The 21,849-nt window shown below is 64.3% G+C and carries 18 protein-coding genes and 2 pseudogenes; 12 read left to right on the forward strand and 8 right to left on the reverse strand.

Going from position 1 to position 21,849, the window contains the following annotated elements; translation table 11 throughout:
- The first annotated feature begins 1 nt into the window (after position 1).
- The 3 genes from P0R31_RS03110 (at position 2) to P0R31_RS03120 (ending at position 2,888) form a co-directional block, all read left to right on the forward strand.
- The gene (locus tag P0R31_RS03110; protein ID WP_275513082.1) at positions 2–748 is read left to right on the forward strand and encodes a TetR/AcrR family transcriptional regulator; all 747 of its coding nucleotides are present in this window, start codon (positions 2–4) and stop codon (positions 746–748) included.
- A gap of 253 nt (positions 749–1,001) precedes the next feature.
- Complete coding sequence (locus tag P0R31_RS03115) at positions 1,002–1,604, forward strand: PepSY domain-containing protein (protein WP_343299296.1); 603 nt, start codon at positions 1,002–1,004, stop codon at positions 1,602–1,604.
- Between the two features lie 258 nt (positions 1,605–1,862).
- On the forward strand, positions 1,863–2,888 hold the full coding sequence (locus P0R31_RS03120; RefSeq protein WP_275512806.1) for an aspartate-semialdehyde dehydrogenase: 1,026 nt from the start codon (positions 1,863–1,865) through the stop codon (positions 2,886–2,888).
- A gap of 98 nt (positions 2,889–2,986) precedes the next feature.
- Here the strand turns inward: P0R31_RS03120 and queA are convergent, their stop codons facing one another.
- From queA to coaD, 5 genes are all read right to left on the reverse strand, one after another.
- Entirely contained in the window at positions 2,987–4,060 is a 1,074-nt protein-coding gene (gene queA, locus P0R31_RS03125; protein ID WP_275512807.1) for a tRNA preQ1(34) S-adenosylmethionine ribosyltransferase-isomerase QueA, read from the reverse strand.
- A 116-nt stretch (positions 4,061–4,176) separates the two neighbouring features.
- Positions 4,177–4,641, reverse strand: a complete 465-nt coding sequence (locus tag P0R31_RS03130; protein WP_275512808.1) for a peptidylprolyl isomerase — start codon at positions 4,639–4,641, stop codon at positions 4,177–4,179.
- Positions 4,638–5,063 carry a hypothetical protein gene (locus P0R31_RS03135; protein ID WP_275512809.1) on the reverse strand — a complete coding sequence of 142 codons (426 nt, stop codon included), beginning with the start codon at positions 5,061–5,063 and terminating at the stop codon, positions 4,638–4,640. Before P0R31_RS03135 ends, P0R31_RS03130 begins: the two co-directional genes overlap by 4 nt.
- 9 nt (positions 5,064–5,072) lie before the next feature.
- Positions 5,073–5,636 carry a peptidylprolyl isomerase gene (locus P0R31_RS03140; RefSeq protein ID WP_275512810.1) on the reverse strand — a complete coding sequence of 188 codons (564 nt, stop codon included), beginning with the start codon at positions 5,634–5,636 and terminating at the stop codon, positions 5,073–5,075.
- Positions 5,637–5,673: 37 nt separating this feature from the next.
- Positions 5,674–6,168, reverse strand: coding sequence for a pantetheine-phosphate adenylyltransferase (gene coaD, locus P0R31_RS03145; RefSeq protein ID WP_275512811.1), 495 nt, complete (start codon positions 6,166–6,168; stop codon positions 5,674–5,676).
- A gap of 269 nt (positions 6,169–6,437) precedes the next feature.
- Here coaD and P0R31_RS03150 point away from each other — a divergent pair, with 269 nt between their 5' ends.
- The 4 genes and pseudogenes from P0R31_RS03150 to P0R31_RS03165 all read left to right on the forward strand — a co-directional run bounded on the left by P0R31_RS03150 (position 6,438) and on the right by P0R31_RS03165 (position 10,969).
- Positions 6,438–6,695, forward strand: a complete 258-nt coding sequence (locus tag P0R31_RS03150; RefSeq protein WP_275512812.1) for a hypothetical protein — start codon at positions 6,438–6,440, stop codon at positions 6,693–6,695.
- Positions 6,696–7,310: 615 nt separating this feature from the next.
- Positions 7,311–9,610 (forward strand): annotated as a pseudogene (locus tag P0R31_RS03155) (TonB-dependent siderophore receptor).
- Positions 9,611–9,614: 4 nt separating this feature from the next.
- The gene (locus P0R31_RS03160) at positions 9,615–10,781 is read left to right on the forward strand and encodes a PepSY-associated TM helix domain-containing protein (protein WP_275512813.1); all 1,167 of its coding nucleotides are present in this window, start codon (positions 9,615–9,617) and stop codon (positions 10,779–10,781) included.
- Positions 10,778–10,969 carry a hypothetical protein gene (locus P0R31_RS03165; RefSeq protein WP_275512814.1) on the forward strand — a complete coding sequence of 64 codons (192 nt, stop codon included), beginning with the start codon at positions 10,778–10,780 and terminating at the stop codon, positions 10,967–10,969. Before P0R31_RS03160 ends, P0R31_RS03165 begins: the two co-directional genes overlap by 4 nt.
- 77 nt (positions 10,970–11,046) lie before the next feature.
- Here the strand turns inward: P0R31_RS03165 and gyrA are convergent, their stop codons facing one another.
- Together gyrA and P0R31_RS03175 are read right to left on the reverse strand one after the other, a co-directional pair.
- Complete coding sequence (gyrA, locus tag P0R31_RS03170; RefSeq protein ID WP_275512815.1) at positions 11,047–13,779, reverse strand: DNA gyrase subunit A; 2,733 nt, start codon at positions 13,777–13,779, stop codon at positions 11,047–11,049.
- A gap of 190 nt (positions 13,780–13,969) precedes the next feature.
- Positions 13,970–14,368: a DUF2306 domain-containing protein gene (locus tag P0R31_RS03175; protein WP_275512816.1), complete on the reverse strand. Its 399-nt coding sequence runs from the start codon at positions 14,366–14,368 to the stop codon at positions 13,970–13,972.
- Between the two features lie 155 nt (positions 14,369–14,523).
- Between P0R31_RS03175 and P0R31_RS03180 the strand changes: the two are divergent.
- Positions 14,524–14,840, forward strand: a pseudogene (locus P0R31_RS03180) (low molecular weight protein tyrosine phosphatase family protein).
- A 16-nt stretch (positions 14,841–14,856) separates the two neighbouring features.
- Here the strand turns inward: P0R31_RS03180 and P0R31_RS03185 are convergent.
- On the reverse strand, positions 14,857–15,354 hold the full coding sequence (locus P0R31_RS03185; protein WP_275512817.1) for a single-stranded DNA-binding protein: 498 nt from the start codon (positions 15,352–15,354) through the stop codon (positions 14,857–14,859).
- A 438-nt stretch (positions 15,355–15,792) separates the two neighbouring features.
- Between P0R31_RS03185 and P0R31_RS03190 the strand changes: the two genes are divergently transcribed.
- The 4 genes from P0R31_RS03190 to uvrA all read left to right on the forward strand — a co-directional run bounded on the left by P0R31_RS03190 (position 15,793) and on the right by uvrA (position 21,770).
- Positions 15,793–16,590, forward strand: a complete 798-nt coding sequence (locus P0R31_RS03190; protein WP_275512818.1) for an outer membrane protein — start codon at positions 15,793–15,795, stop codon at positions 16,588–16,590.
- A 241-nt stretch (positions 16,591–16,831) separates the two neighbouring features.
- Positions 16,832–17,521, forward strand: a complete 690-nt coding sequence (locus tag P0R31_RS03195) for an outer membrane protein (RefSeq protein ID WP_275512819.1) — start codon at positions 16,832–16,834, stop codon at positions 17,519–17,521.
- Between the two features lie 234 nt (positions 17,522–17,755).
- Entirely contained in the window at positions 17,756–18,511 is a 756-nt protein-coding gene (locus tag P0R31_RS03200) for an outer membrane protein (RefSeq protein ID WP_275513083.1), read from the forward strand.
- A gap of 277 nt (positions 18,512–18,788) precedes the next feature.
- Positions 18,789–21,770, forward strand: coding sequence for an excinuclease ABC subunit UvrA (uvrA, locus tag P0R31_RS03205; protein WP_275512820.1), 2,982 nt, complete (start codon positions 18,789–18,791; stop codon positions 21,768–21,770).
- Positions 21,771–21,849 lie beyond the last annotated feature (79 nt).

The raw sequence follows: 21,849 nt of genomic DNA on the forward strand, positions 1-21,849 counted from the left end.
CATGGGATTGACTGCGACCAGGACAAGACCGGCAGCGCCACGGCGCGAGGTGCCGAAATCCCGCGGTGGCCGGCCGACGAAGACCGCTGCGATCGAGCGCGATCTGCGGCTGATCGAGGTCGCCACCCGCCTGTTCCTTGATCGCGGCTTCGATGCGACCTCGCTCGATGCGGTCGCGGAAGCTGCGCGGGTCAGCAAGCCCACCGTCTATTCCCGCTATGGCGACAAGCGCGGCCTGTTCGCGGCCGTGCTGAGGCGCGAGATCGAGCGCTGGCTTGCGCCGCTGTCGGCGGCGGCGGAGACGCAGCTCTCCAGCGCCTCGAACATCCCGGTCGAGCAGCGGCTGGTCGAGATCGGACGCGAGATGCTGACCTTCACCTGCGGCCCGGATGCTGTCGCCTTCAGCCGCATGATGACGGCGCAGGCCATCAACTTCCCCGACGTCGCCAAGCTCGGCAAGGAGGAAGGCTGGCTCAAGGCCGTCGCCACCACGGCTCGCTTCTTCGACCATCTGGTGGCGCAAGGTGCGCTCGATGTCGACGACACCACCATCGCAGCCGAGGTGTTCCTCGACGTCGTCGTCGGTCACACCCACCGCATGGCGACGTTCGGAACGGCGCTGGAGCCGAAGGCCGCGGAAAAGCGCATGCGTGCGGCGATCAAACTGTTCCTCGCCGGCGCGCTGGGGCCTGCCGACCGCGTCCAGGACACCTCGAAACTCGCGCCACGGCGCCGCTCCTCCCGCTGACAATTCCGTGAGCTTGCCTGCTTTCCCCAGGGGGCGACGATGCGGCGTCATTGACCGAAATAAAACGATACGGTATGGTTTCATTACAGTCGGTTCGGGCCGCTTTTTTCACCAGCCCCAAAGAGGTCCGGACCCGCTTCGATCGCCGCGACGGGTACAGCCCTGCCACGGCGCTCCGCGGCCGGCCGATGCCCAAGGCCGGCCGCGAATTCTTTACGATCATCCGGCACACTCGCTGGCCGAGGGTTCGAGCATGACGACTGCCAAACGATGGACCTTGCACCTGCTTGCGATCGCATTGCCCGCGCTGCTCATCGCCGCACCGGTACAGGCTGTCGTGACCGCGAGCACGCCGACCGCGCTTCACAGCGACACAGAAGGTGATGCCGAAGCGGACCGCCAGGCAGTCAGCCGCGAAATAGAGCGATTCCGCAGCTCCTCGATCACGATCAGTCAGGCCATGGCGATTGCCGAAGCCCGCCATGCCGGCGCCACCACCGCCGATGTGAGCTTCGACGGCGGCTCGAGCGTGCCGGTCTACCGGGTGAAGACCCTGCACAACGACCGGATCTGGCGCCACACCATCAATGCTTCGACCGGCGAACTGGTCGGCGGGGAAGCCGCCCTACCCCTCGCCGAGCTCGACCGCGAGGACCGCAGCAACCTCGCAGCTTTGGGTGCGATCAGGCACCGCCTCTCCGACGCCGTGCGCGTCGCCGAGCGTGCCGCCGCGGGCAAGGCCATCAGCGGCGGGCTGGTCCGTGAACGCGGCCGGCTGAACTTCTCGATCGTCGTCGTCAGCGGCGACGACCTCAAGGAGGTCACCCTGGAGCCGCCGGGCGCCAAGAGAAAATAGCGGGTGCCAAATAGCGGCAGTCTGCCCCCGGCATCGGCCGGGCCGAAAAGCCATTGACGGCCGCAAAACTCTCCCGCATAAGTCGCCGCCATGTTCACGACCACCAAACGCACGACCAAAACCACCACGGCCGAAGGGGCCCGGGGAGGCGTGCGCGCGTAAGTCGTCGACTTAAACGCATCAGCTCTACGGCAAGCCCCGCCCTCGATGGTCCGGGGCTTTTTTGTTGTCTAAATTCTCAATGCAACGGAGGACAAAGTGAGTAACGATCCCGTCGTCGCGATTGTCGGCGTCACCGGTGCGGTGGGCGCCGAATTCATCGCCACCATGGACAAGCGCGGCTTTCGCGTCGGCAAGCTCAAGGCACTGGCGAGCGCCCGCTCGGCCGGCAAGACGGTGTCGTTCCGCGGGCAGAGCGTGGCCATCGAGGAGTTGACCGAGCGCTCCTTCGACGGCGTCGACATCGCCCTTTTCTCCGCCGGCGGCAGCATCTCCAAGAAGTTCGCCCCCATCGCGGTCAAGGCGGGTGCCGTCGTGGTCGACAACTCCTCGGCCTTCCGCATGGATCCGAACGTGCCGCTGGTGATCCCCGAGATCAACGCGAGCCGCATCCGCGACCACAAGGGCATCATTGCGAACCCGAACTGCGCCGCGATCACCGCGCTGGTGCCGCTGTGGCCGATCCACCAGAAGAACCGCATCAAGCGCGTGATCATCTCGACCTATCAGGCGGCCAGCGGCGCCGGCGCCGCCGCGATGGAGGAGCTGGTGAAGTCCACCCGCGCCAACCTCAACGGGCAGGTCCATACGCCCAAGGTGATGCCGCACCCCTACGCCTTCAACCTGTTCAACCACAACACCGCCATCGACCCCGAGACCGGCTACAACGACGAAGAGACCAAGGTCATCAAGGAGACCCGCAAGATCTTCGAAGACGACAGCATCGCCGTCGGCGTCACCTGCGTGCGCGTGCCGGTGCTGCGCGCCCATTGCGAAGCCATCACCTTCGAATGCGAGAAGCCGATCAGCGAGGACCAGGTCCGTGCCATCATGGCGCAGGCGCCCGGCGTCAAGGTGGTCGACGACCGCGCCAAGAACTACTTCCCGATGCCGATCGACGCCTCGGGCCAGGACGACGTCCTGGTCGGCCGCATCCGCAAGGATCTCAGCGATCCCACCGGCCATTCGATCTCGATGTTCGTGGCGGCGGATCAGTTGCTCAAGGGCGCGGCGCTGAATGCGGTGCAGATCGCGGAGCTGTTGCCGCAGCGGGTGATGGCGTAACGAAGGTTGCGTAGGGTGGATTAGCCGAAGGCGTAATCCACCTCTTGTGCTTCCGCGGAGACGAGCAGTGGTGGGTTACGCCTTGCGGCTAACCCACCCTACCGCTCGGCCCGAAACAGCAAGCACGCGTCGCCATACGAATAGAAGCGATAGCCCTGTGCGATCGCGTGCGCATAGGCCTGCTTCATCGTCTCCAGCCCCGAGAAAGCCGACACCAGCATGAACAGCGTCGACTTCGGGAGGTGGAAATTCGTCATCAGAATGTCGATCGCGCGGAAGCGATAGCCGGGCGTGATGAAGATCGACGTCTCGGCGGCGAATGGCTGGATCGTGCCGTCCTCGCTCGCGGCGCTTTCGAGCAGCCGCAACGACGTGGTGCCGACGGCAACGATACGGCCGCCGTTCTTCCGCGCAGCGTTGAGCCGCGCCGCCGTTGCGGCCGAGATTGTGCCCCACTCGGCATGCATCTTGTGGGTTTCGGTGTCGTCGACCTTCACCGGCAGGAACGTCCCTGCCCCGACATGCAGCGTCACGCGGTTGAGGCCGACGCCCCGCGCGCGCAGCGCCTGCTCCAGCGCCGGCGTGAAATGCAGCCCGGCGGTCGGGGCCGCGACAGCGCCCTCGTTCGCCGCGAACATGGTCTGGTAATCGGCGAGGTCCTGATCGTCTGGCGTGCGCTTGGAGGCGATGTAGGGCGGCAGCGGCGGGCTGCCGAGATCGGCGATGGCCTGGTCCAGCGCCGGGCCGTGGAACGAGAACGACAGCGTGACCTCGCCTTCGGTGCCCTTGGCCTCGACCTCGGCGTCGAGATGACCGAGCAGGCAGACCTTGCCGTCGTTGCCGAAGCGGATGCGGTCGCCGGGGGCGAGCTTCTTGGCCGGCTTCACCAGCGCCTGCCAACGCGAGCCGTCGAGACGCTTGATCAGTGTCGCCTCGATCTTCGGCTCGGTGTCGCGGCCGATGCGGCGACCCTTCAATTGCGCCGCAATCACCTTGGTGTCGTTGACGACGAGTTGGTCGCCCGGCCTCAGCCATTGCGGCAGGTCGGAAATGATCTGGTCGCGCAGCGCGCCATTCTCGACGACCAGCATCCTCGCGGAATCGCGCGGGCTCGCCGGGCGCAGCGCGATGCGCTCGGGCGGCAGATCGAAATCGAAGAGCTCGGTGCGCATGTCTCACTAGCACAGTCATTCCGGACGCCGCGCCTCAAGCGCGGCGATCCGGAATCCCGAGAGTGTGGCGCGAGATTCCGGATTCGCACCCAGGCGCGCCCGGAATGACAAGGTGACTATTCCTTGTCCGCGGCCATCCGCGCCTTGACGATCTTGTCGGGGTTCTGCACCGGCTCGCCGCGCTTGATCTTGTCGACGTTCTCCATGCCCTCGGTGACCTTGCCCCAAACCGTGTACTGGTTGTCGAGGAAGCGGGCGTCGTCGAAGCAGATGAAGAACTGGCTGTCGCCGGAATCCGGATTGGCGGCGCGGGCCATCGAGGTGGTGCCGCGCACATGCGGCTCCTTGTTGAACTCGGCCTTCAGCTTCTTGCCGGAGCCGCCCGTGCCGGTGCCGTGCGGGCAGCCGGTCTGCGCCATGAATCCCTCGATCACGCGGTGAAACACGATGCCGTCGTAGAAGCCGTCGCGCACCAGCTCCTTGATGCGAGCGACGTGGTTCGGCGCGAGATCGGGTCGCATCTCGATGGTGACGGGGCCCTGCGTGGTCTCGAGGATCAGGGTGTTTTCGGTGACGCTCATGCTCGTCTCTCTTGCGTTGGGGGTGAAGTCTTGTCGGGTGACGTCTTGCGGCTGCGGAACTGGATCGCGAATGGACGTCCCGCGGCGGCGCCGGCCATTGCATCGGTAAATGGCACCGGCGTGCAGCGTTGCAACGCCTCCATCACCGCGATCCGGTATTGCAGCCGGTCATTGTCGGAGGCCTCCGCGGATTCATAGGTAATCCTCGGATGGCCCAGAATGTTTCCGGCCCGGTTAAAGCTCACCAGGACGGTGATGTCGAGTGGGCGGGCCCTCGCCGGCGACGGCGGTCTCCAGCAGCTGCGCAGGTGCCGGAAGACGTCCTGGATCGTGTCGACCTCGGCGGCCTCCACCGCGGCACGGGAGGTGCCGAGCAGCAGCATCGCGGCAACCAGCAAGAGCCTGCCACCGCGCCGCGCCATGGCCCCCGCCTATTTGATGTCGGAGGCGACCTGCACCTTCACCATCTTGTCGGGGTCGGTGACGGAGCCGCCGGGCGAGCCGGGGGGCGCCTTCTTGAGCTTGTCGACGACATCCATGCCCTGCACCACCTCGCCGATCACGGTGTACTGGCCGTCGAGGCTGCCGCCGTCGGCGAACATGATGAAGAACTGCGAGTTGGCGCTGTCGACGCTGTCGCCGCGTCGGGCCATGCCGACGATGCCGCGGGCAAAATGCACCTTGGAGAATTCCTGCTTCAGGTTCGGGTATTTCGAGCCGCCGGTGCCGTTGCCGTTCTGGCCGTCGCCGGTCTGTGCCATGAAGCCGTCCATGACGCGGTGGAACGGCACGTTGTTGTAGAAGCCCTCGCGCGCGAGCTGCTTGATGCGCTCGGCATGCTGGGGCGCGATGTCGGTCCTGAGCTTGATGACGATACGGCCCTTGGTGCTGTCGATGACGATGGCGTTGGCCTTGTCGAGATTTGCCGGCAATTGCTGCGCCACCGCCGGCACCGCGAACAGAAGCGCGGCAAGAATTGCGAGAATTCGGATCATGACAACTCCGGATCAGAGTAGAGGAAGCGCGCCGTTTTCAGGCGTATTTGGCCTTGAGCTGTGCCGCGACCTGCGGCGGGACGAAGGCCGAGACGTCCCCGCCCATGCCGGCGATCTGGCGCACCAAAGTGGCGGTGATCGGGCGGACCATGGGAGAGGCCGGCAGGAAGACCGTATGCACCTCGGGAGCCATGGCCTCGTTCATGCCGGCGAGCTGCATCTCGTAATCGAGGTCAGTGCCGTCGCGCAGGCCCCGAATCATGATGGTCGCGCCGTGCTTGCGCGCTGCGGTGACCGACAGATCGTCGAACGTCGTCGCCTCCAGCACGCAGCCGGCCTGCGCCGCGATCGGACCGCAGACGTCCTCGAGCATCTTGAGGCGCTCCTCGGTCGAGAACAGCGGCTTCTTGCCGGGATGCACCCCGATCGCGACCACCAGCCTGTCGCACAAGGAAACGCTGTGCCGGACCACGTCCAGATGGCCGTTGGTGATGGGGTCGAAGGAACCTGGGTAGAAGGCGATGCGCGGCATGGCCCCGTCCTACCGCGCCCCGCCCGGGCCGGCAAGCCGGGTAGGTTCCTTGCCCGTTTCCGGTCCAGCCCCTCCGAAAATGTCCCGCCGGGCGTCGGCAGCAGCGGGTTTGTTTCGTCCTCGGGACCGCCACGAAACAAAACGGACCGCGAACGAAACCATTTCCCGCATCGGCGAAGACGTCCGGAAACTGGCCATGGTTACTAATCCAGCCAACGAATGACGGGCCGCACACTGGGCGTAGGCGGCCGCATCACAGGGGACTGTCAATGATCAAGGCTCTTTCAGCGATCGCTCTGTCTGCGTGTGTTGCCGCGGCCCTCACCCTCCTGCCCGGCTTTGCCCCGAAGGTCGAAGCCAGCGTGCCGCAGCCGCTCGCCAAGAGCGACCGCCTCGACATCCGCACGATCGGCCGTGACTGCTCGCAGCAGGCCTGGCCGCATTTCGAGGCGTCCTGCCTGCGCCGCGCCGACAGCAAGGCCAATGTCCGCGAGGCGCGCCTCGTGACCGCCAATCGTACGCCGTAGCCGGGTCGGTCAAATTTGGGCAGCTCGCCCATGCTGGGCCCCTGATATTTGCGACGTCATGGCCCCGTCGGGTACGATCCGATCGGGGCCGCCAGGGCGAGCCGCCCGACATCGATCTCTCCGACATCACCTGCTACGTCGGCCGCGAGACCATCATCCCGAACGAGGACTTTCCGGGCATGTGGCTTCACGCAAAGGCGTGTCGGATACTCAGCACCGACAGATAGAGCTCCACGGGACGGCGTCCTAAGCGTGTGCGACATTCGAGCGCACCTGAATCGTTTCTGGCTCCGCCACCAGACATGCGCAGCAACAAATCCAACGTTGTGTCGATCAGTTAGCTTCGCTTTTTTAGAAATTCTAAGAATGCTTCCAATTGTGACGTTTCGAGCGATTCAAAGTTCGATCGCCTCGACACTCCCGATGTCGGCCATCTAACACGCGCGTGGGTGCGAGGTCGCGTGAGATCAGAATGATCATCCCGCCGGCGCGGCGATCGCCGGATGGGGTGCTGACATGGACTGCGCTGAACGCGACCTGCATGGTCGTGCGGATCATCTTTCAAGCAACATTTTCAAGAACACCACGAGCTTGCTCGCACTCGGCTGCTTGCTGATGGCGGTCACGCCTGGCAACGCGCAGAACACCGGCCCGTCCGGTGCATCCACCTTGCCGCCGGTGACGGTCGACGCTCCCGTTCAACGCGCACAACGTCCGGTCCAGCCGCGCCGCGACGCCACGGCGCGAGGCAATGCAAGCCGGCGACCCGCCCAGCAGACCAGCTCATCGCAGCAGCCTGTGCCTTCCCCACTGGTGGGGACCGCAGCACGCGTCAATGCCGGGACCAAAGGCTTCCTCGCAACGCGAGCCTCCGGCGCGACCAAGACGGATTCACCGCTCATCTCGACGCCGGCTTCGGTTGCCGTCATCACCCGGGAAGAAATGGACGTGCGGCGCGCTCAGAGCATCCGCGACCTGCTGCGCTACGCGCCGGGCATCTATTTCAGCAACGACACCGATTTCCGCTTTCAGAACGTCAGCGCCCGCGGCTTCGCCGTCGAAACATATCTGGACGGGCTGCGGCTCCAGGGCGGACCGTTCGGTGCGCCGCGGGTCGATCCCTACCTGCTCGAGCGAGCCGAGGTGATCACCGGGCCGGCATCCGTTCTTTACGGCGCTGCCTCGCCGGGCGGCATCCTCAACCTCGTCAGCAAGCGCCCGACCGAAAATCCGTTCGGCGAAGTCTCGCTGCAAACCGGCTCGTTCGACCGGATCCAGGGAGCGTTCGATGTCGGCGGGCCCGTCGACAAGGACAAGACGCTGCTTTATCGCGTCACCGGGATCGGCCTCGACGCCAACACCCAGGTCGACAATATCGGCGAGCAGAGGTTTTCGATCGCACCGGCCTGGACCTGGCGTCCGGATATCGACACCACCATCACGTTCCTGACGAGCTACCGGCAGGACCCGAAGGGTGGTGCGTTCGCGCTGTTGCCGATCCAGGGCACGCTGGTGCCGGGCACCTTCGGCCAGATCCCTCGGAATTTCTTTGCCGGCGATCTCAACTACGAGACCCTCAAATACAAGCAGGCGACCGCCGGGTACGAATTCGAGCATCGTTTCGACGACGTCTTCACGGTGCGCCAGAACCTGCGCTACCTGCACAATGAGCTCAGCTACGTCGAAGTGCAGCCAAGCGGGTTCACGACGACAGGCGCCGGCGCCACCCTCCGGCTGGTCAACGGCCGCACCATCAACCGGAACTACTTCTCGACCAACGAGAACCTCGATACTTTCGCGGCCGACAACCAGCTTCAGGCCAAGTTCAACATGGGCCCATTGCAGCATACGGTGCTTGCAGGGTTGGACTACCAGCGGTTCGACTTCAACAATCTTGCCCGCTTTGCCCCCACCAACACGCTCGATATCCTGGCGCCGAACTACACGCAGAACATCGCCGTCCCCGCGTCGACGTTCCAGAACCTCGACCAGCATCTGTCGCAGCGCGGCCTCTACATCCAGGACGAGGCGAGGCTCGGTCGGCTCACCGTGCTTGGCGGATTCCGCTACGACTGGGCCGAGGGCAACACTCTGGCCCAAAACACCGGTGTTCGCGTCCTGAACGACGACCAGAAGCCAACCGGGCGCATCGGCGCGATCTACAATTTCGACAACGGCATCGCACCCTATGTCAGCTACTCGACCTCCTTCCAGCCGACCTCGGTCGGAACGCTGCTCAACGGCCAGCCGTACAAGCCGACCACCGGCGAGCAGTACGAAGGCGGCGTGAAGTATCAGCCGGTCGGAACCAATCTGCTGTTCACGGCCGCGGTGTACGACCTCAAGCGGCAAAACGTGGCGACGGTCATCAGCGGCCCCGGCATTCCGCCCAACACGACGGCGCAGGTTGGCGAGGTCAGCTCGCGCGGGTTCGAAGGATCCGTCGTCGGCAGCCCCCTGCCCGGCCTGAGCCTGCGCGGGCAGTACTCCTATCTCGACAACCGGATCAGTTCGCCCCGGACGTCAATTTCGGAAAGCGGCTCGCCAACACCCCGATGCACACCGCTTCGCTGTGGGCCAACTACGTGGTGCAAGACGGACCTGCAATCGGCTTCGGCTTCGGCGGCGGCGTGCGTTACATTCACGAGATGTACACGACCGACGCCAACAACCTGACGGTCCCGACCATCGCGCCGGGCGTCTTCCTGCCCGCCGCCACGGTTCCGGCCAGCACCGTGTTCGATGCGGCGATGTCCTACGATTTCGGGATGCGGTATCGGCAGTGGAAGGGCCTCAGCGCGGCGGTGAACGTCAACAACGTGTTCGACAAGACCTATGTCTCGTTCTGCACGGGCGGCGGTTGCCGCTGGGCGCTCGGGCGCACGGTCTTGGCCACGCTGACCTACCGGTGGTGAGGGGATGACGGCGCGTTCCGTCAAATGGTGGGCGCTCGTCCACAAATGGACGAGCCTGATCTGCACGCTGTTCCTGCTGATGTTGTGCATCACCGGACTGCCGCTGATTTTCCATGACGAGATCGACGAACTCTTCAAGTCCGAAGTCTCGGCGCGCGACCTTCCCGTCGACACCCCGCAGGCGCCCCTGAGCCGACTGATCGAAGCGGCCAGGACGCGCCATCCTCAGCGCTACGTCCAGGTGCTCGGATGGGACGATGATCGTGCCAACATCGTCAACGTATTCCTGTCGAAGACCCCGGAAGCGCCGCCGGGAGAACGCTTTCTGAAGCTGTCGTTCGATTCCAGGACGGCCGAACTGATCGGTGAGGATGCGCAGCAAGACGGGAATCTGATGCGCACCATCCGCATCTTCCATCGCGACATGCTGCTGGGGTTGCCGGGCGAGCTGTTTCTCGGCTTCATGGGACTGCTGTTCGTCGCAGCCCTCGTCTCCGGCGTCGTACTTTACGCCCCCTTCATGCGCCGGCTCAGATTCGGCACGGTCCGTCGCGACGGCGCGCCCCGCGTCAAATGGCTCGATTTGCACAACCTGGCTGGTGCGGTGACGCTGGTGTGGCTGCTTGCGGTCGGTGTCACCGGCGTCATCAACACGATATCCTTGCCACTGTTCTCGGCTTGGCGCGCGGAGGTGATGCCGGAGTTGATCGCGCCGCATCTGGGCAAGCCGCCGCCTGCGGGATGGGCCGACGTCGACGACGTCGTTGCCGCCGCACGCCGGGCACTCGAGGACAATACGCCGACCAGCATCATTTTCCCGACGGTAGCACGGTTCGGCACACCACGGCACTTCATCGTCTGGACCAAGGGATCGACGCCGATCACCGCGCGCCTATTCACGCCCGCGATGCTGGACGCCGAGACCGGACAGCTCGTCACCGCGCGCGGCCTGCCCTGGTATCTCAGGGCGTTGCAGGTATCACGCCCGCTGCATTTCGGGGATTACGGCGGCCTGCCGCTCAAGATCATCTGGGCGCTGCTCGACCTCGCCGCCATCATCGTGCTCGCGAGCGGCATCTATCTCTGGCTCGGCAAGCGCAGATCGCCTCGCCTCGCCACGGGCGCGCAGGACCGCTCCCCTGTCGCAGCGACGTCAGGGATTCCTCCATGAAGCGCGAGCGCCACACCACGGACGAAACCTTCCGCTGGCCGTGCCTTCTCGGCGCGCTCACCGTCGTCGGGCTGGCGTCCGCGCTGTTCGGAGACGACGGCTGGGACGCGCTGTCCTGGGCGGCGTTGGCAATTCCGTTGGCCGTGCTCGGCTGGAAGGCATCGGGCTCGCGCACTCCAAGATCATAGATCTTGGCGCGTCGCGACCACGCGGCCCTGTTCGATTGGTCGCCACCGTCACTCGGACGACATCCGAAAGACCGGTGCTACTCCCCGTTCGCGCCGTTGCCGTTCTCGGCCTCTTCGGTGATGTGCTCGACCGAGACGACGTGCTCGTCCTCGGCGGTGTCGAACACGATCACGCCTTGCGTCGAGCGGCCGGCGATGCGGATGCCTTCGACCGGGCAGCGGATCAGCTGGCCCTTGTCGGTGACCAGCATGATCTGATCCGCCTCCTCCACGGGGAACGAGGCGACGAGGTTGCCGTTTCGGTTGTTGACGCTCATGGCGACGATGCCTTTGCCGCCGCGGCCGGTGGTGCGGTACTCGTAGGACGAGGTCCGCTTGCCGTAGCCGTTGACGGAGACGGTCAGCACGACCTGCTCCTGCGCCGACATCTCGACATAGCGCTCCTGCGGGAGCTGGAAGCTGCCCGAGGTCTCCTCGGCCTCGGCATCGGCCGGCGCCTCGTCTGCGGCGGCTTCGCCCGCGACCGCGCGGCGCATCTTCAAATAGGCCGAGCGCTCGTCCGAGGTGGTGTCGACGTGGCGCAGGATCGCCAGCGAAATCACCTTGTCACCTTCGCCGAGCGCGATGCCGCGCACGCCCATCGAGGTGCGCCCGGTGAACACGCGCACGTCGGTGACGGGGAAGCGGATGCACTGGCCGCCGGCGGCGGTCAGCAGCACGTCGTCGCGCTCGGTGCAGATCTGCACGTCGACGATCGCCTCGTTGTCGTCGAGCTTCATGGCGATGATGCCGGAGCGGCGGACGTCGACGAAGTCGGACAGCTTGTTGCGGCGGACGTTGCCGCCCGTGGTGGCGAACATCACGTCGAGCTGGCCCCAGGTCGATTCATCCTCCGGCAGCGGCATGATGGTGGTGATGCGCTCGCCCTGTTCCAGCGGAAGGATGTTGATCATGGCCTTGCCGCGCGCGTTCGGCGCGGCCATGGGCAGCCGCCAGACCTTTTCCTTGTAGACCTGGCCGCGCGAGGAGAAGAACAGCACCGGCGTATGGGTCGAGGCGACAAAGAGCCGGCTGACGAAATCCTCGTCGCGGGTCTGCATGCCGGAGCGGCCCTTGCCGCCGCGGCGCTGGGCCCGATAGGCCGACAGCGGCACGCGCTTGACGTAGCCGGCATGCGAGACCGTGACGACCATGTCCTCGCGCTGGATCAGGTCCTCGTCCTCAACCTCGCCCTCCTGCTCCATGATCACGGTGCGGCGGGGCGAGGCGAACTCGGCCTTCACCTCGGCAAGCTCGGTCTTGATGATGTCGAGGATGCGGGCGCGCGAGTGCAGGATCGCGAGATACTCGCCGATCTCGCCGGCGAGCTTTGCGAGCTCTTCGCCGATCTCGTCGCGCCCCAGCGCCGTGAGCCGCGCCAAGCGCAGCTCGAGGATGGCCTTTGCCTGATCCAGTGACAGGCGGATGGTGCCGTCGGCATTGAGCCGATGGCGCGGATCGTCGATCAGCGTGATGATGTCCTCGACGTCGCGCGCGGGCCAGTCGCGCGTCATCAGGGTCTCGCGCGCCACAGCCGGCGTCGGCGAGTGCCGGATCACCTTGATGATCTCGTCGATATTGGCGACGGCGATGGCAAGACCGACCTGCTCATGCGCGCGCTCGCGGGCCTTGCGCAGCTTGTACTTGGTCCGGCGGGTGACGACCTGCTCGCGGAAGCCGACGAAGATCGTCAGCATGTCCTTCAAGTTCATCGTCTGCGGACGGCCGCTATCGAGCGCGACAGCGTTGACGCCGAACGATGTCTGCAGCGGCGTGAACTTGTAGAGCTGGTTCAGCACCACATCGGGAACCGCATCGCGCTTGAGCTCGATCACGACCCGGTAGCCGTCGCGGTCGGACTCGTCGCGCAGATCGGAGATGCCCTCGATCTTCTTTTCCTTGTAGAGCTCGGCGATGCGCTCGACCATCGTCGCCTTGTTCACCTGATACGGCAGCTCGGTGATGACGATCGCCTCGCGCTCCTTGCGGATGGTTTCGAAGGTGACCTTGCCGCGCATCACGATCGAGCCGCGGCCGAGATGGTAGGCGCTGCGAATGCCTTGCCGTCCGAGAATGATGCCGCCGGTCGGGAAATCCGGGCCCGGAATGATGGCATTGAGCTCGTCGATGGTCAGCGAGGGATTGTCGACCAGGGCCAGGCAGGCGTCGATGACCTCACCCAGATTGTGCGGCGGGATGTTGGTGGCCATGCCAACCGCGATGCCGCCGGCCCCGTTGACCAGCAGATTCGGGAACCGGGCCGGCAGAACCACCGGCTCCTTGGTGGAGCCGTCGTAGTTGTCCTGAAAGTCGACCGTCTCGTTGTCGATGTCGTCGAGAAGCTTCAGCGCGATCTTGGTCAGACGCGACTCGGTATAGCGCATGGCCGCGGGCGGATCGCCGTCAACGGAGCCGAAATTGCCCTGGCCGTCCACCAGCAGCTCACGCATCGAGAAGGGCTGCGCCATGCGCACCAGCGCATCATAGATCGCCTGGTCGCCGTGCGGATGGTATTGGCCCATGACATCGCCGACGATACCGGCCGACTTCTTGTGCTTCTTGTCGGGCGTGTAGCCTTCCTCGTTCATCGAGAACAGGATGCGGCGGTGGACCGGCTTCAACCCGTCGCGCGCATCGGGCAGCGCACGCGACACGATCACGCTCATGGCGTAATCGAGGTAGGACTTCTTCATCTCCTCGTAGATGGAAACGGGGCGAATGTCCGAGGGTTGCGCCGGCTGGTCGCCGGGCTTTTTGTCGTCGTCAGCCAAGGGGGAATCCGGTGAATTTTTGTCTGGGAATCATATAGCGCATCGCCCCCCTGATAACCACCCTTGGCGGGCCTCAGGGAGCGCTTTTTCCGTTCGTTTTTTCATGGACTTACCGCGATGACTGGAAGTCATTTCCGGACCGCCTTCGGGCGTCGGCGACCCCTGCGCCGGAGAGTGAATTTCGCCCTGCTCAAGGCCCGAAAACCACCGCGTGCATGATCCGGCCGGGCATGAAGGTGAACAGCCCGGCAATGACGAGTGCACCGAAGAAGATCGAGGTCATCGTGATCTTGTGGCGGCGAACATTGTGACCTCTCGCAGCCATCACCCCCAGCACGAGCATCGCCAAGGAAAAGATCGAGAGCAGATGGATCGGGCTCCACGGACCGACCAGACGGATCTCGTGAATCCAGAACGAGGTGAGCGCCACGACAAGCATCAGCACTACCCAGACCCAGCCCAGAGCCCGGTGCGGCAGCGTGCCCTTGGGGGCGGTCAGTTGGACGATCCCAAGGACGAAAGCGGCCATCGCGGCGAAGGCATGCAGCGGGATCGCCGGCGCAGCGTCAAACAGTGGTCCAAGACTCATGCAGCAGCTTCCCCCATCTGGCGTCAAACGGGAACGCGTCGATTCCATCGACCGCCGGCCGGGATTTATGTAGCAAGAATCTTGGAAGCTTTCTTGAGAGGCATCAACCGATCGTTCCCGCGGACGCCTGATCGATCATCGAGGAGAGCAGTAATGTGACCAACATTCTTTTCGTCTGCAGCGCCAATCGCCTCCGCAGCCCTACAGCCGAACAGGTGTTCTCAACGAGACCGACTCGGCCGGCATTTCGAACGGCGCGGACGTCTTGCTGTCCGCAGAACAGATCGAGTGGGCCGACCTCATCTTCGTCATGGAGAAAACCCACCGAAACAAGCTCAATCGGAAATTCCGCGCCAGCTTGAATAAGAAGCGGGTTATCTGCCTCGACATTCCGGACGACTATGAATTCATGGATCCCGTCTTGGTCCAGATCCTTGAAAACAGAGTTGGCCGTTATCTGCACCGGGACTAGCCGACTCTCCCCGGCCTCAGAACGGGATATCGTCGTCCATGTCGCTGTTGCGGCCTCCGCCGGCGGCAACGGGACGGCGCGGCGCGCTGCTGACGGGTCCGGAGGAGCCGAAGTCGCCGCCGGGCTCATCGCCGAAGCTGCCGCCTCCGCCGCCGCCACCACCGCGGCCGTCGAGCATCGTCAGCGTCGAGTTGAATCCCTGCAGCACGACCTCGGTCGAGTATTTCTCGACGCCGCTCTGGTCGGTGTACTTGCGGGTCTGGAGCGCGCCTTCGATGTAAACCTTTGCGCCCTTCTTCAGATATTGTTCGACGATCTTGCAAAGCGGCTCGGAGAAGATCACGACGCGATGCCACTCGGTCTTTTCCTTGCGCTCGCCGGTGTTCTTGTCGCGCCAGGTCTCCGAGGTGGCGATGCTCAGATTCGCGATCGGCCGCCCGTCCTGGGTGCGGCGGATTTCCGGATCCTTGCCGAGATTTCCAACCAGAATGACCTTGTTGACGCTTCCCGCCATCGCCGCTCTCCACTCCGAATGCCACTGATTTCAAAAGGGCGAATCCCGCTGCCCGCGTTCCTCTGCGCCCGCTAGGGCGACCCTATACGCTTGCAGGCCCCGGTCAGCCCGCCACCCCCGGGGTTATCCCCATATATAGCATCCCCTCCCATTTTGTTCCAGATTTGTTCTTCATCGCAATAGGGCAACCATTCTGGCCCATTGCCAAAATAGTGAGCAGCACTCCGATGGAACCTTTTTAGGTTCCGCGAGCAAGGAAAAACCGTTTAACATTCATCAACTTGTTCCATTTCACTTGGGTGGCGAGTGTGGCATTCCGGAGACGGACTCTGCTCTATTCTTAGGCTACCTTCGCCTTGGAATTGATTCATATGGGCGTCGCGCCTGATCAGCCGCTTCGGGGAGTTTCAAGAAGCGGACGAAACTGGGGAGACTGTAATGAACAAGGTTCTGTTTGGTGCAATCGGTGCAATGGCGTTGGGGCTGTCGGGGCCGGCAAGTGCAGCGGATCTTGCTGCGCGTCCCTACACAAAGGCTCCGGCCCCTGTCGCTACCGTTTACGACTGGAGCGGCTTCTACATCGGTATCAACGGCGGCGGCGGCACGAGCCGTAAGTGCTGGGATTTCGTCGACACCACGGGCCTCGTCACCGGCGCCGCCGGCACCCTCGTCGGTGAAGGATGTCACAACGCGACCGGAGGCACGGTCGGTGGCCAGATCGGCTACCGCTGGCAGTCCGCTAACTGGGTGTTCGGCGTCGAAGGCCAGGGCAACTGGGCCGACTTCTCCGGCGACAATGTCAGCCTCGTCTTCCCGGGCTCCGCGCTCGTCACCGGCACACGCAACCGGTCTCAGATCGATGCCTTCGGCCTGATCACCGGCCAGGTCGGCTATGCCTGGAACAACGTCCTGGTCTACGTCAAGGGCGGCGCCGCCGTCGTCAGCGACCAGTTCGACGTCTACGCGGCGCCAGGCACGCCCGGTGCGGGCACCTTGCTCGCCTCGGCCGATAACACCCGATGGGGCGGCACGGTCGGCGCCGGCCTGGAGTTCGGATTTGCTCCGAACTGGACGCTCGGCGTCGAGTACAACCACCTCTTCCTGGGCCACCAGACCCGGGACTTCACGACGCCCGGCGGTGCCTTCTTCGGATCCGATCGCATCTATCAGGACGTGGACATGGGTCTGGTCCGGTTGAACTATCGCTTCGGCGGCCCGCTGGTCGCAAGGTACTGATTCCCTCTGACTTCGTGAACGAATCGAAGGGCCGGCCCCAGCGCCGGCCCTTCTTTTTTTTAGCGGCACGACGCTGGACCTAAATAAGTCAGTAACCATCACCTTTTCGGCTGTTGTGGCTTTTCGGAGACACAACTTGCGGCTTTGGTGGTGTAAATGCAGCATCAGTTGGGCCGTTGAGTCCGATGCCCTTCCGTCACGGAAGGCAACAACAGAAACTGGGACTGGGATTAAGTTGAAAATGAAGAAGGTTTTGTTGGCTTCGGCCTGTTTGTTCGCTCTTGCTGCCCCCGCTTCGGCTGCTGATCTGGCAGCCCGCCCCTACACCAAGGCTCCTGTGGCCGTTGCCTCGGTCTACAACTGGACCGGCTTCTACCTCGGTATCGTCGGCGGCGGCGCTTGGGAAGCCTCTTCGGGCGACCCGAAGATGCAGGGTGGCTTCGTCGGCGGCACTGCCGGTTACAATTGGCAGACCGGCAACGTGGTATTCGGCATTGAGGCTGACGGCGCGTGGGCTGATGTCAGCGCTTCGGCCACTGGCGTCGTTTTCGTTCCCGGCGTCGGCGCGGTTGCGGCGACGGCTAGCTCGAAGACCGACGCGATGGGCACCGTACGTGGCCGCATCGGCTGGGCGGTCAACAACGTGCTGCTCTACGGCACCGGTGGTTACGCTTGGATCGACAACAAGCTCAGCTTCACCGCGCTCGGCGCGACCATCTCCGAGAGCAAGTTCCACTCAGGTTGGACCGTCGGTGCTGGCGTCGAGGCGTTCTTCGCTCCGAACTGGTCGGTCAAGGGGGAGTACCTCTATCGCAGCCTCGGCGGCGAGACCTACTTCTCGGGCGCCGTGCCCTCCGGCACGCTCAACTTCCACACCGTGCAGGTTGGCGTGAACTATCACTTCGGCGGCCCGGTCGTCGCCAAGTACTGATCTAAAGTACTGATCACGACCGACGTCACATCGTCACGAAAGGCCGGCCTCGCGCCGGCCTTTTTTGTTTTGTTGCGGCCGCCCGTTCGCTCGCGTTTTCGGACGGATGTGGCCGCTGGGTGACACAACCTTTGGCTTCAATGGTGTAAAGGAACGATGTTGCTTGGGTCATAAGGTCCGCTGCTCTTCCGCTCTCCGGAAGACCGGAATGAGAAATGGAAGGGGGGAATGGATATGAAGAAGCTTTTGCTGGCTTCGGCCAGCTTGTTCGCACTCAGCGCGTTGGCACCGGCCTCGGCGGCCGATTTGGCAGCCCGCCCCTACGCCAAGGCTCCGGTGGCGCCGGTTGCGGTTTACAACTGGAGCGGTTTCTACCTCGGCGCCAACGCCGGCGGTGGCTGGAGCCGCAACTGTTGGGATCTCACCAGTGTCGGCCCCATCGTGATCGCTCCGGCGGTGGCTGAAGGTTGTCACAATGCGACCGGCGCACTCGTCGGCGGCCAGATCGGTTATCGCTGGCAGTCCGCTAACTGGGTATTCGGTCTCGAAGCCCAGGGCGACTGGGCTGACCTGAAGGGTTCGAACATCAGCTCGCCTGCCGCGCTCGCGCCGCTGGTGAACGAGACCAGGATCGACGCCATCGGCCTCTTCACTGGCCAGGTCGGTTATGCCTGGAACAACGTGCTTTGGTACGTGAAGGGCGGCGCTGCCGTCACTCACAACAAGTACAGTGGCAGTTTTGGCGGCGTTACGCTCGACACCGCGAACGAAACGCGCTGGGGCGGTACCGTCGGCACCGGCATAGAATTCGGCTTCGCCCCGAACTGGTCGGTCGGTGTCGAATACAACCACCTGTTCATGGGCAGGCACAACGAGACCTTCACCTTCCTCGGCGTGACCACCCGCACCGACAGCATCAAGCAGGACGTGGACATGGCTACCGTTCGCCTCAACTACACGTTCGGTGGCCCGGTCGTCGCGAAGTACTGAGCTTCGTCTCTGACGCATCATCGTCACGAAAGGCCGGCCTCGCGCCGGCCTTTTTGTTTTGGCTGGGTGCTCCGGGATCGGTTCCGCGCGTTCCTGCTGCCAGATCCCGCCAGCACGCCAACAATCCGTTGACGATTCGCAAGTCCCACTGGAAATCCGCCGCCGTTCTTCCTACGTTCGCTGCCATACCCATCGGCGCCGATCCCGGTTCCGGGCGCAGCGCGCCTTTTTTGTTGGCGCGATCGCGCACCTTTGGGCTTCCTTGAGGGCAACTCGGATGGATGAAGTGATCAAGGCGAAGCGCCAACAACAGAACGCGGGCTCCAGCCTGCGCGCAATTACGATCCGCGGCGCGCGCGAGCACAACCTCAAGAATATCGACGTCGAGATTCCCCGCGACAAGCTGGTGGTGTTCACCGGGCTATCCGGCTCCGGCAAATCCTCGCTCGCTTTCGACACCATCTATGCCGAGGGCCAGCGCCGCTACGTCGAATCGCTGTCGGCCTATGCCCGCCAGTTCCTGGAGATGATGCAGAAGCCCGACGTCGACCAGATCGACGGCCTGTCGCCGGCAATCTCGATCGAGCAGAAGACGACGTCGAAGAACCCGCGCTCGACCGTCGGCACCGTCACCGAGATCTACGACTACATGCGCCTGCTCTGGGCCCGCGTCGGCGTGCCCTATTCGCCGGCCACGGGCCTGCCGATCGAGAGCCAGACCGTCTCGCAGATGGTCGACCGCGTGCTGGCGCTGCCCGAGGGCACCCGCCTCTATCTGCTCGCCCCCGTCGTGCGCGGCCGCAAGGGCGAGTACAGGAAGGAGCTCGCCGAATGGCTCAAGAAGGGCTTTCAGCGCGTCAAGATCGACGGCACCTTCCACGAGCTGGCGGAAGCTCCCAGCCTCGACAAGAAATTCCCGCACGACATCGACGTGGTGGTCGATCGCATCGTGGTGCGTGCCGATATCGGCCAGCGCCTCGCCGAGAGCTTTGAGACCGCGCTGAAGCTCGCCGAAGGCCTTGCCGTCGTCGAGTTCGCCGATGCGGCCGCGGCGGCCGCGCCTGCGGAGGAAAAGAAGAAGACCGCGAAAATCCACGACAAGAGCGGCCCCGAGCGCATCCTGTTCTCGGAAAAGTTCGCCTGTCCGGTCTCCGGCTTCACCATCCCCGAGATCGAGCCGCGCCTGTTCTCCTTCAACAATCCCTACGGCGCCTGCCCCGCCTGCGGCGGCCTCGGCGTCGAGCAGCATGTCGACGAAGACCTCGTCATCCCCGAGAAGGATCTGACACTGCGCAAGGGCGCGATCGCGCCCTGGGCCAAGTCGTCGTCGCCCTATTACGTGCAGACGCTGACCGCGCTCGGCAAGCACTACAAGTTCACGCTCGACACCAAGTGGAAGGATCTGCCGAAGAAGACGCAAAACGCGCTCCTTTACGGCTCGGGCGAGGACGAGATCAAGTTCTCCTACGAGGACGGGGTGCGCTCCTACGACACCAAGAAGCCGTTCGAGGGCGTCATCACCAACATCAACCGCCGCTACCGCGAGACCGAGAGCGAGTGGGCCCGCGAGGAGCTGGCGAAATATTTCCACGACGTCCCCTGCGAGGGCTGCAAGGGCTTTCGGCTCAAGCCCGAGGCGCTCTGCGTCAAGGTCGGCGGCAAGCATATCGGCGAAATCTCGGAGCTGTCCGTGAAGGGCGCCGGCGCGTGGTTCGAGACCGTGCCAGAGGCGCTGAACGCGCAGCAGAACGAGATCGCCGGCCGCATCCTGAAGGAGATCCGCGAGCGCCTCACCTTCCTGCTCGACGTCGGCCTCAATTATCTGACGCTGTCCCGCTCCTCCGGCACGCTGTCCGGCGGCGAGAGCCAGCGCATCCGCCTCGCCTCGCAGATCGGCTCGGGGCTCACAGGCGTGCTCTACGTGCTGGACGAGCCTTCGATCGGCCTGCACCAGCGCGACAACGCCCGCCTGCTCGATACGCTGAAGCGGCTGCGCGACCTCGGCAACACCGTGGTCGTGGTCGAGCATGACGAGGACGCCATCCGCCTCGCCGACTACGTGCTCGACATCGGCCCCGGCGCCGGCATGCACGGCGGCAACATCGTCGCCGAAGGCACGCCCGCCGAGATCATGCGCAACCCGAAATCGCTGACCGGCAAGTACCTGACCGGCGAGCTCGAGGTCGAGGTGCCGGAGCGGCGTCCGCCGAACCACCGCCGTACCATCAAGGTGGTGAACGCGCGCGGCAATAACCTCAAGAACGTCACGGCGGAAATTCCGCTCGGCCTGTTCACCTGCGTCACCGGCGTCTCCGGCGGCGGCAAGTCGACGCTGCTGATCGATACGCTCTACCGCGCCATCGCGCGCAAGCTGAACAATGCCAGCGAAGGCGCCGCCCCGCACGACCGCATCGAGGGCCTCGAGCACATCGACAAGATCATCGACATCGACCAGTCGCCGATCGGCCGCACCCCGCGGTCGAATCCGGCGACCTATACCGGCGCGTTCACGCCGATCCGCGAATGGTTCGCCGGCCTGCCGGAAGCGAAGGCGCGCGGCTACGAACCCGGCCGCTTCTCCTTCAACGTCAAGGGCGGCCGCTGCGAGGCCTGCCAGGGCGATGGCGTCATCAAGATCGAGATGCACTTCCTGCCCGACGTCTACGTCACCTGCGACGTCTGCAAGGGCAAGCGCTACAACCGCGAGACGCTCGAGGTCCTGTTCAAGGGCAAGAGCATCGCCGACGTGCTCGACATGACCGTCGAGGAGGCCGCCGAGTTCTTCAAGGCGGTGCCGCGCGTCCGCGAGACATTTCAGACATTGCACCGCGTCGGCCTCGACTACATCCACGTCGGACAGCAAGCGACGACGCTCTCGGGCGGCGAAGCCCAGCGCGTCAAGCTGGCCAAGGAATTGTCAAAACGCGCCACCGGCCGCACGCTCTACATCCTCGACGAGCCCACCACCGGCCTGCACTTCCATGACGTCAAGAAGCTCCTGGAGGTGCTGCACGAGCTGGTCGCGCAAGGAAACACGGTCGTCGTCATCGAGCACAATCTCGAAGTCATCAAGACCGCCGACTGGGTCATCGATCTCGGGCCCGAAGGCGGCGACGGCGGCGGCGAGATCGTCGCCTGGGGCCCGCCGGAGGACATCGCCAAGGCGCCGCGGAGCTATACGGGCAAGTTCCTGGCCCCGGTGCTGGAGAAGGCGCGAAAGCCGAAGCGGAGGCGTGCGGCCAGCGAGGCGGCGGAGTAGATTGCGCTGCATCGAAGCCACAGGGCTGTAGGGCGGATTAGCGGAGTGTAATCCGCCACTATTCGATCGGGAAAAAACC

The sequence above is a fragment of the Bradyrhizobium yuanmingense genome (genome assembly GCF_029167105.1).
In the GTDB taxonomy this organism is placed as follows: Bacteria; Pseudomonadota; Alphaproteobacteria; order Rhizobiales; family Xanthobacteraceae; genus Bradyrhizobium; species Bradyrhizobium yuanmingense_A.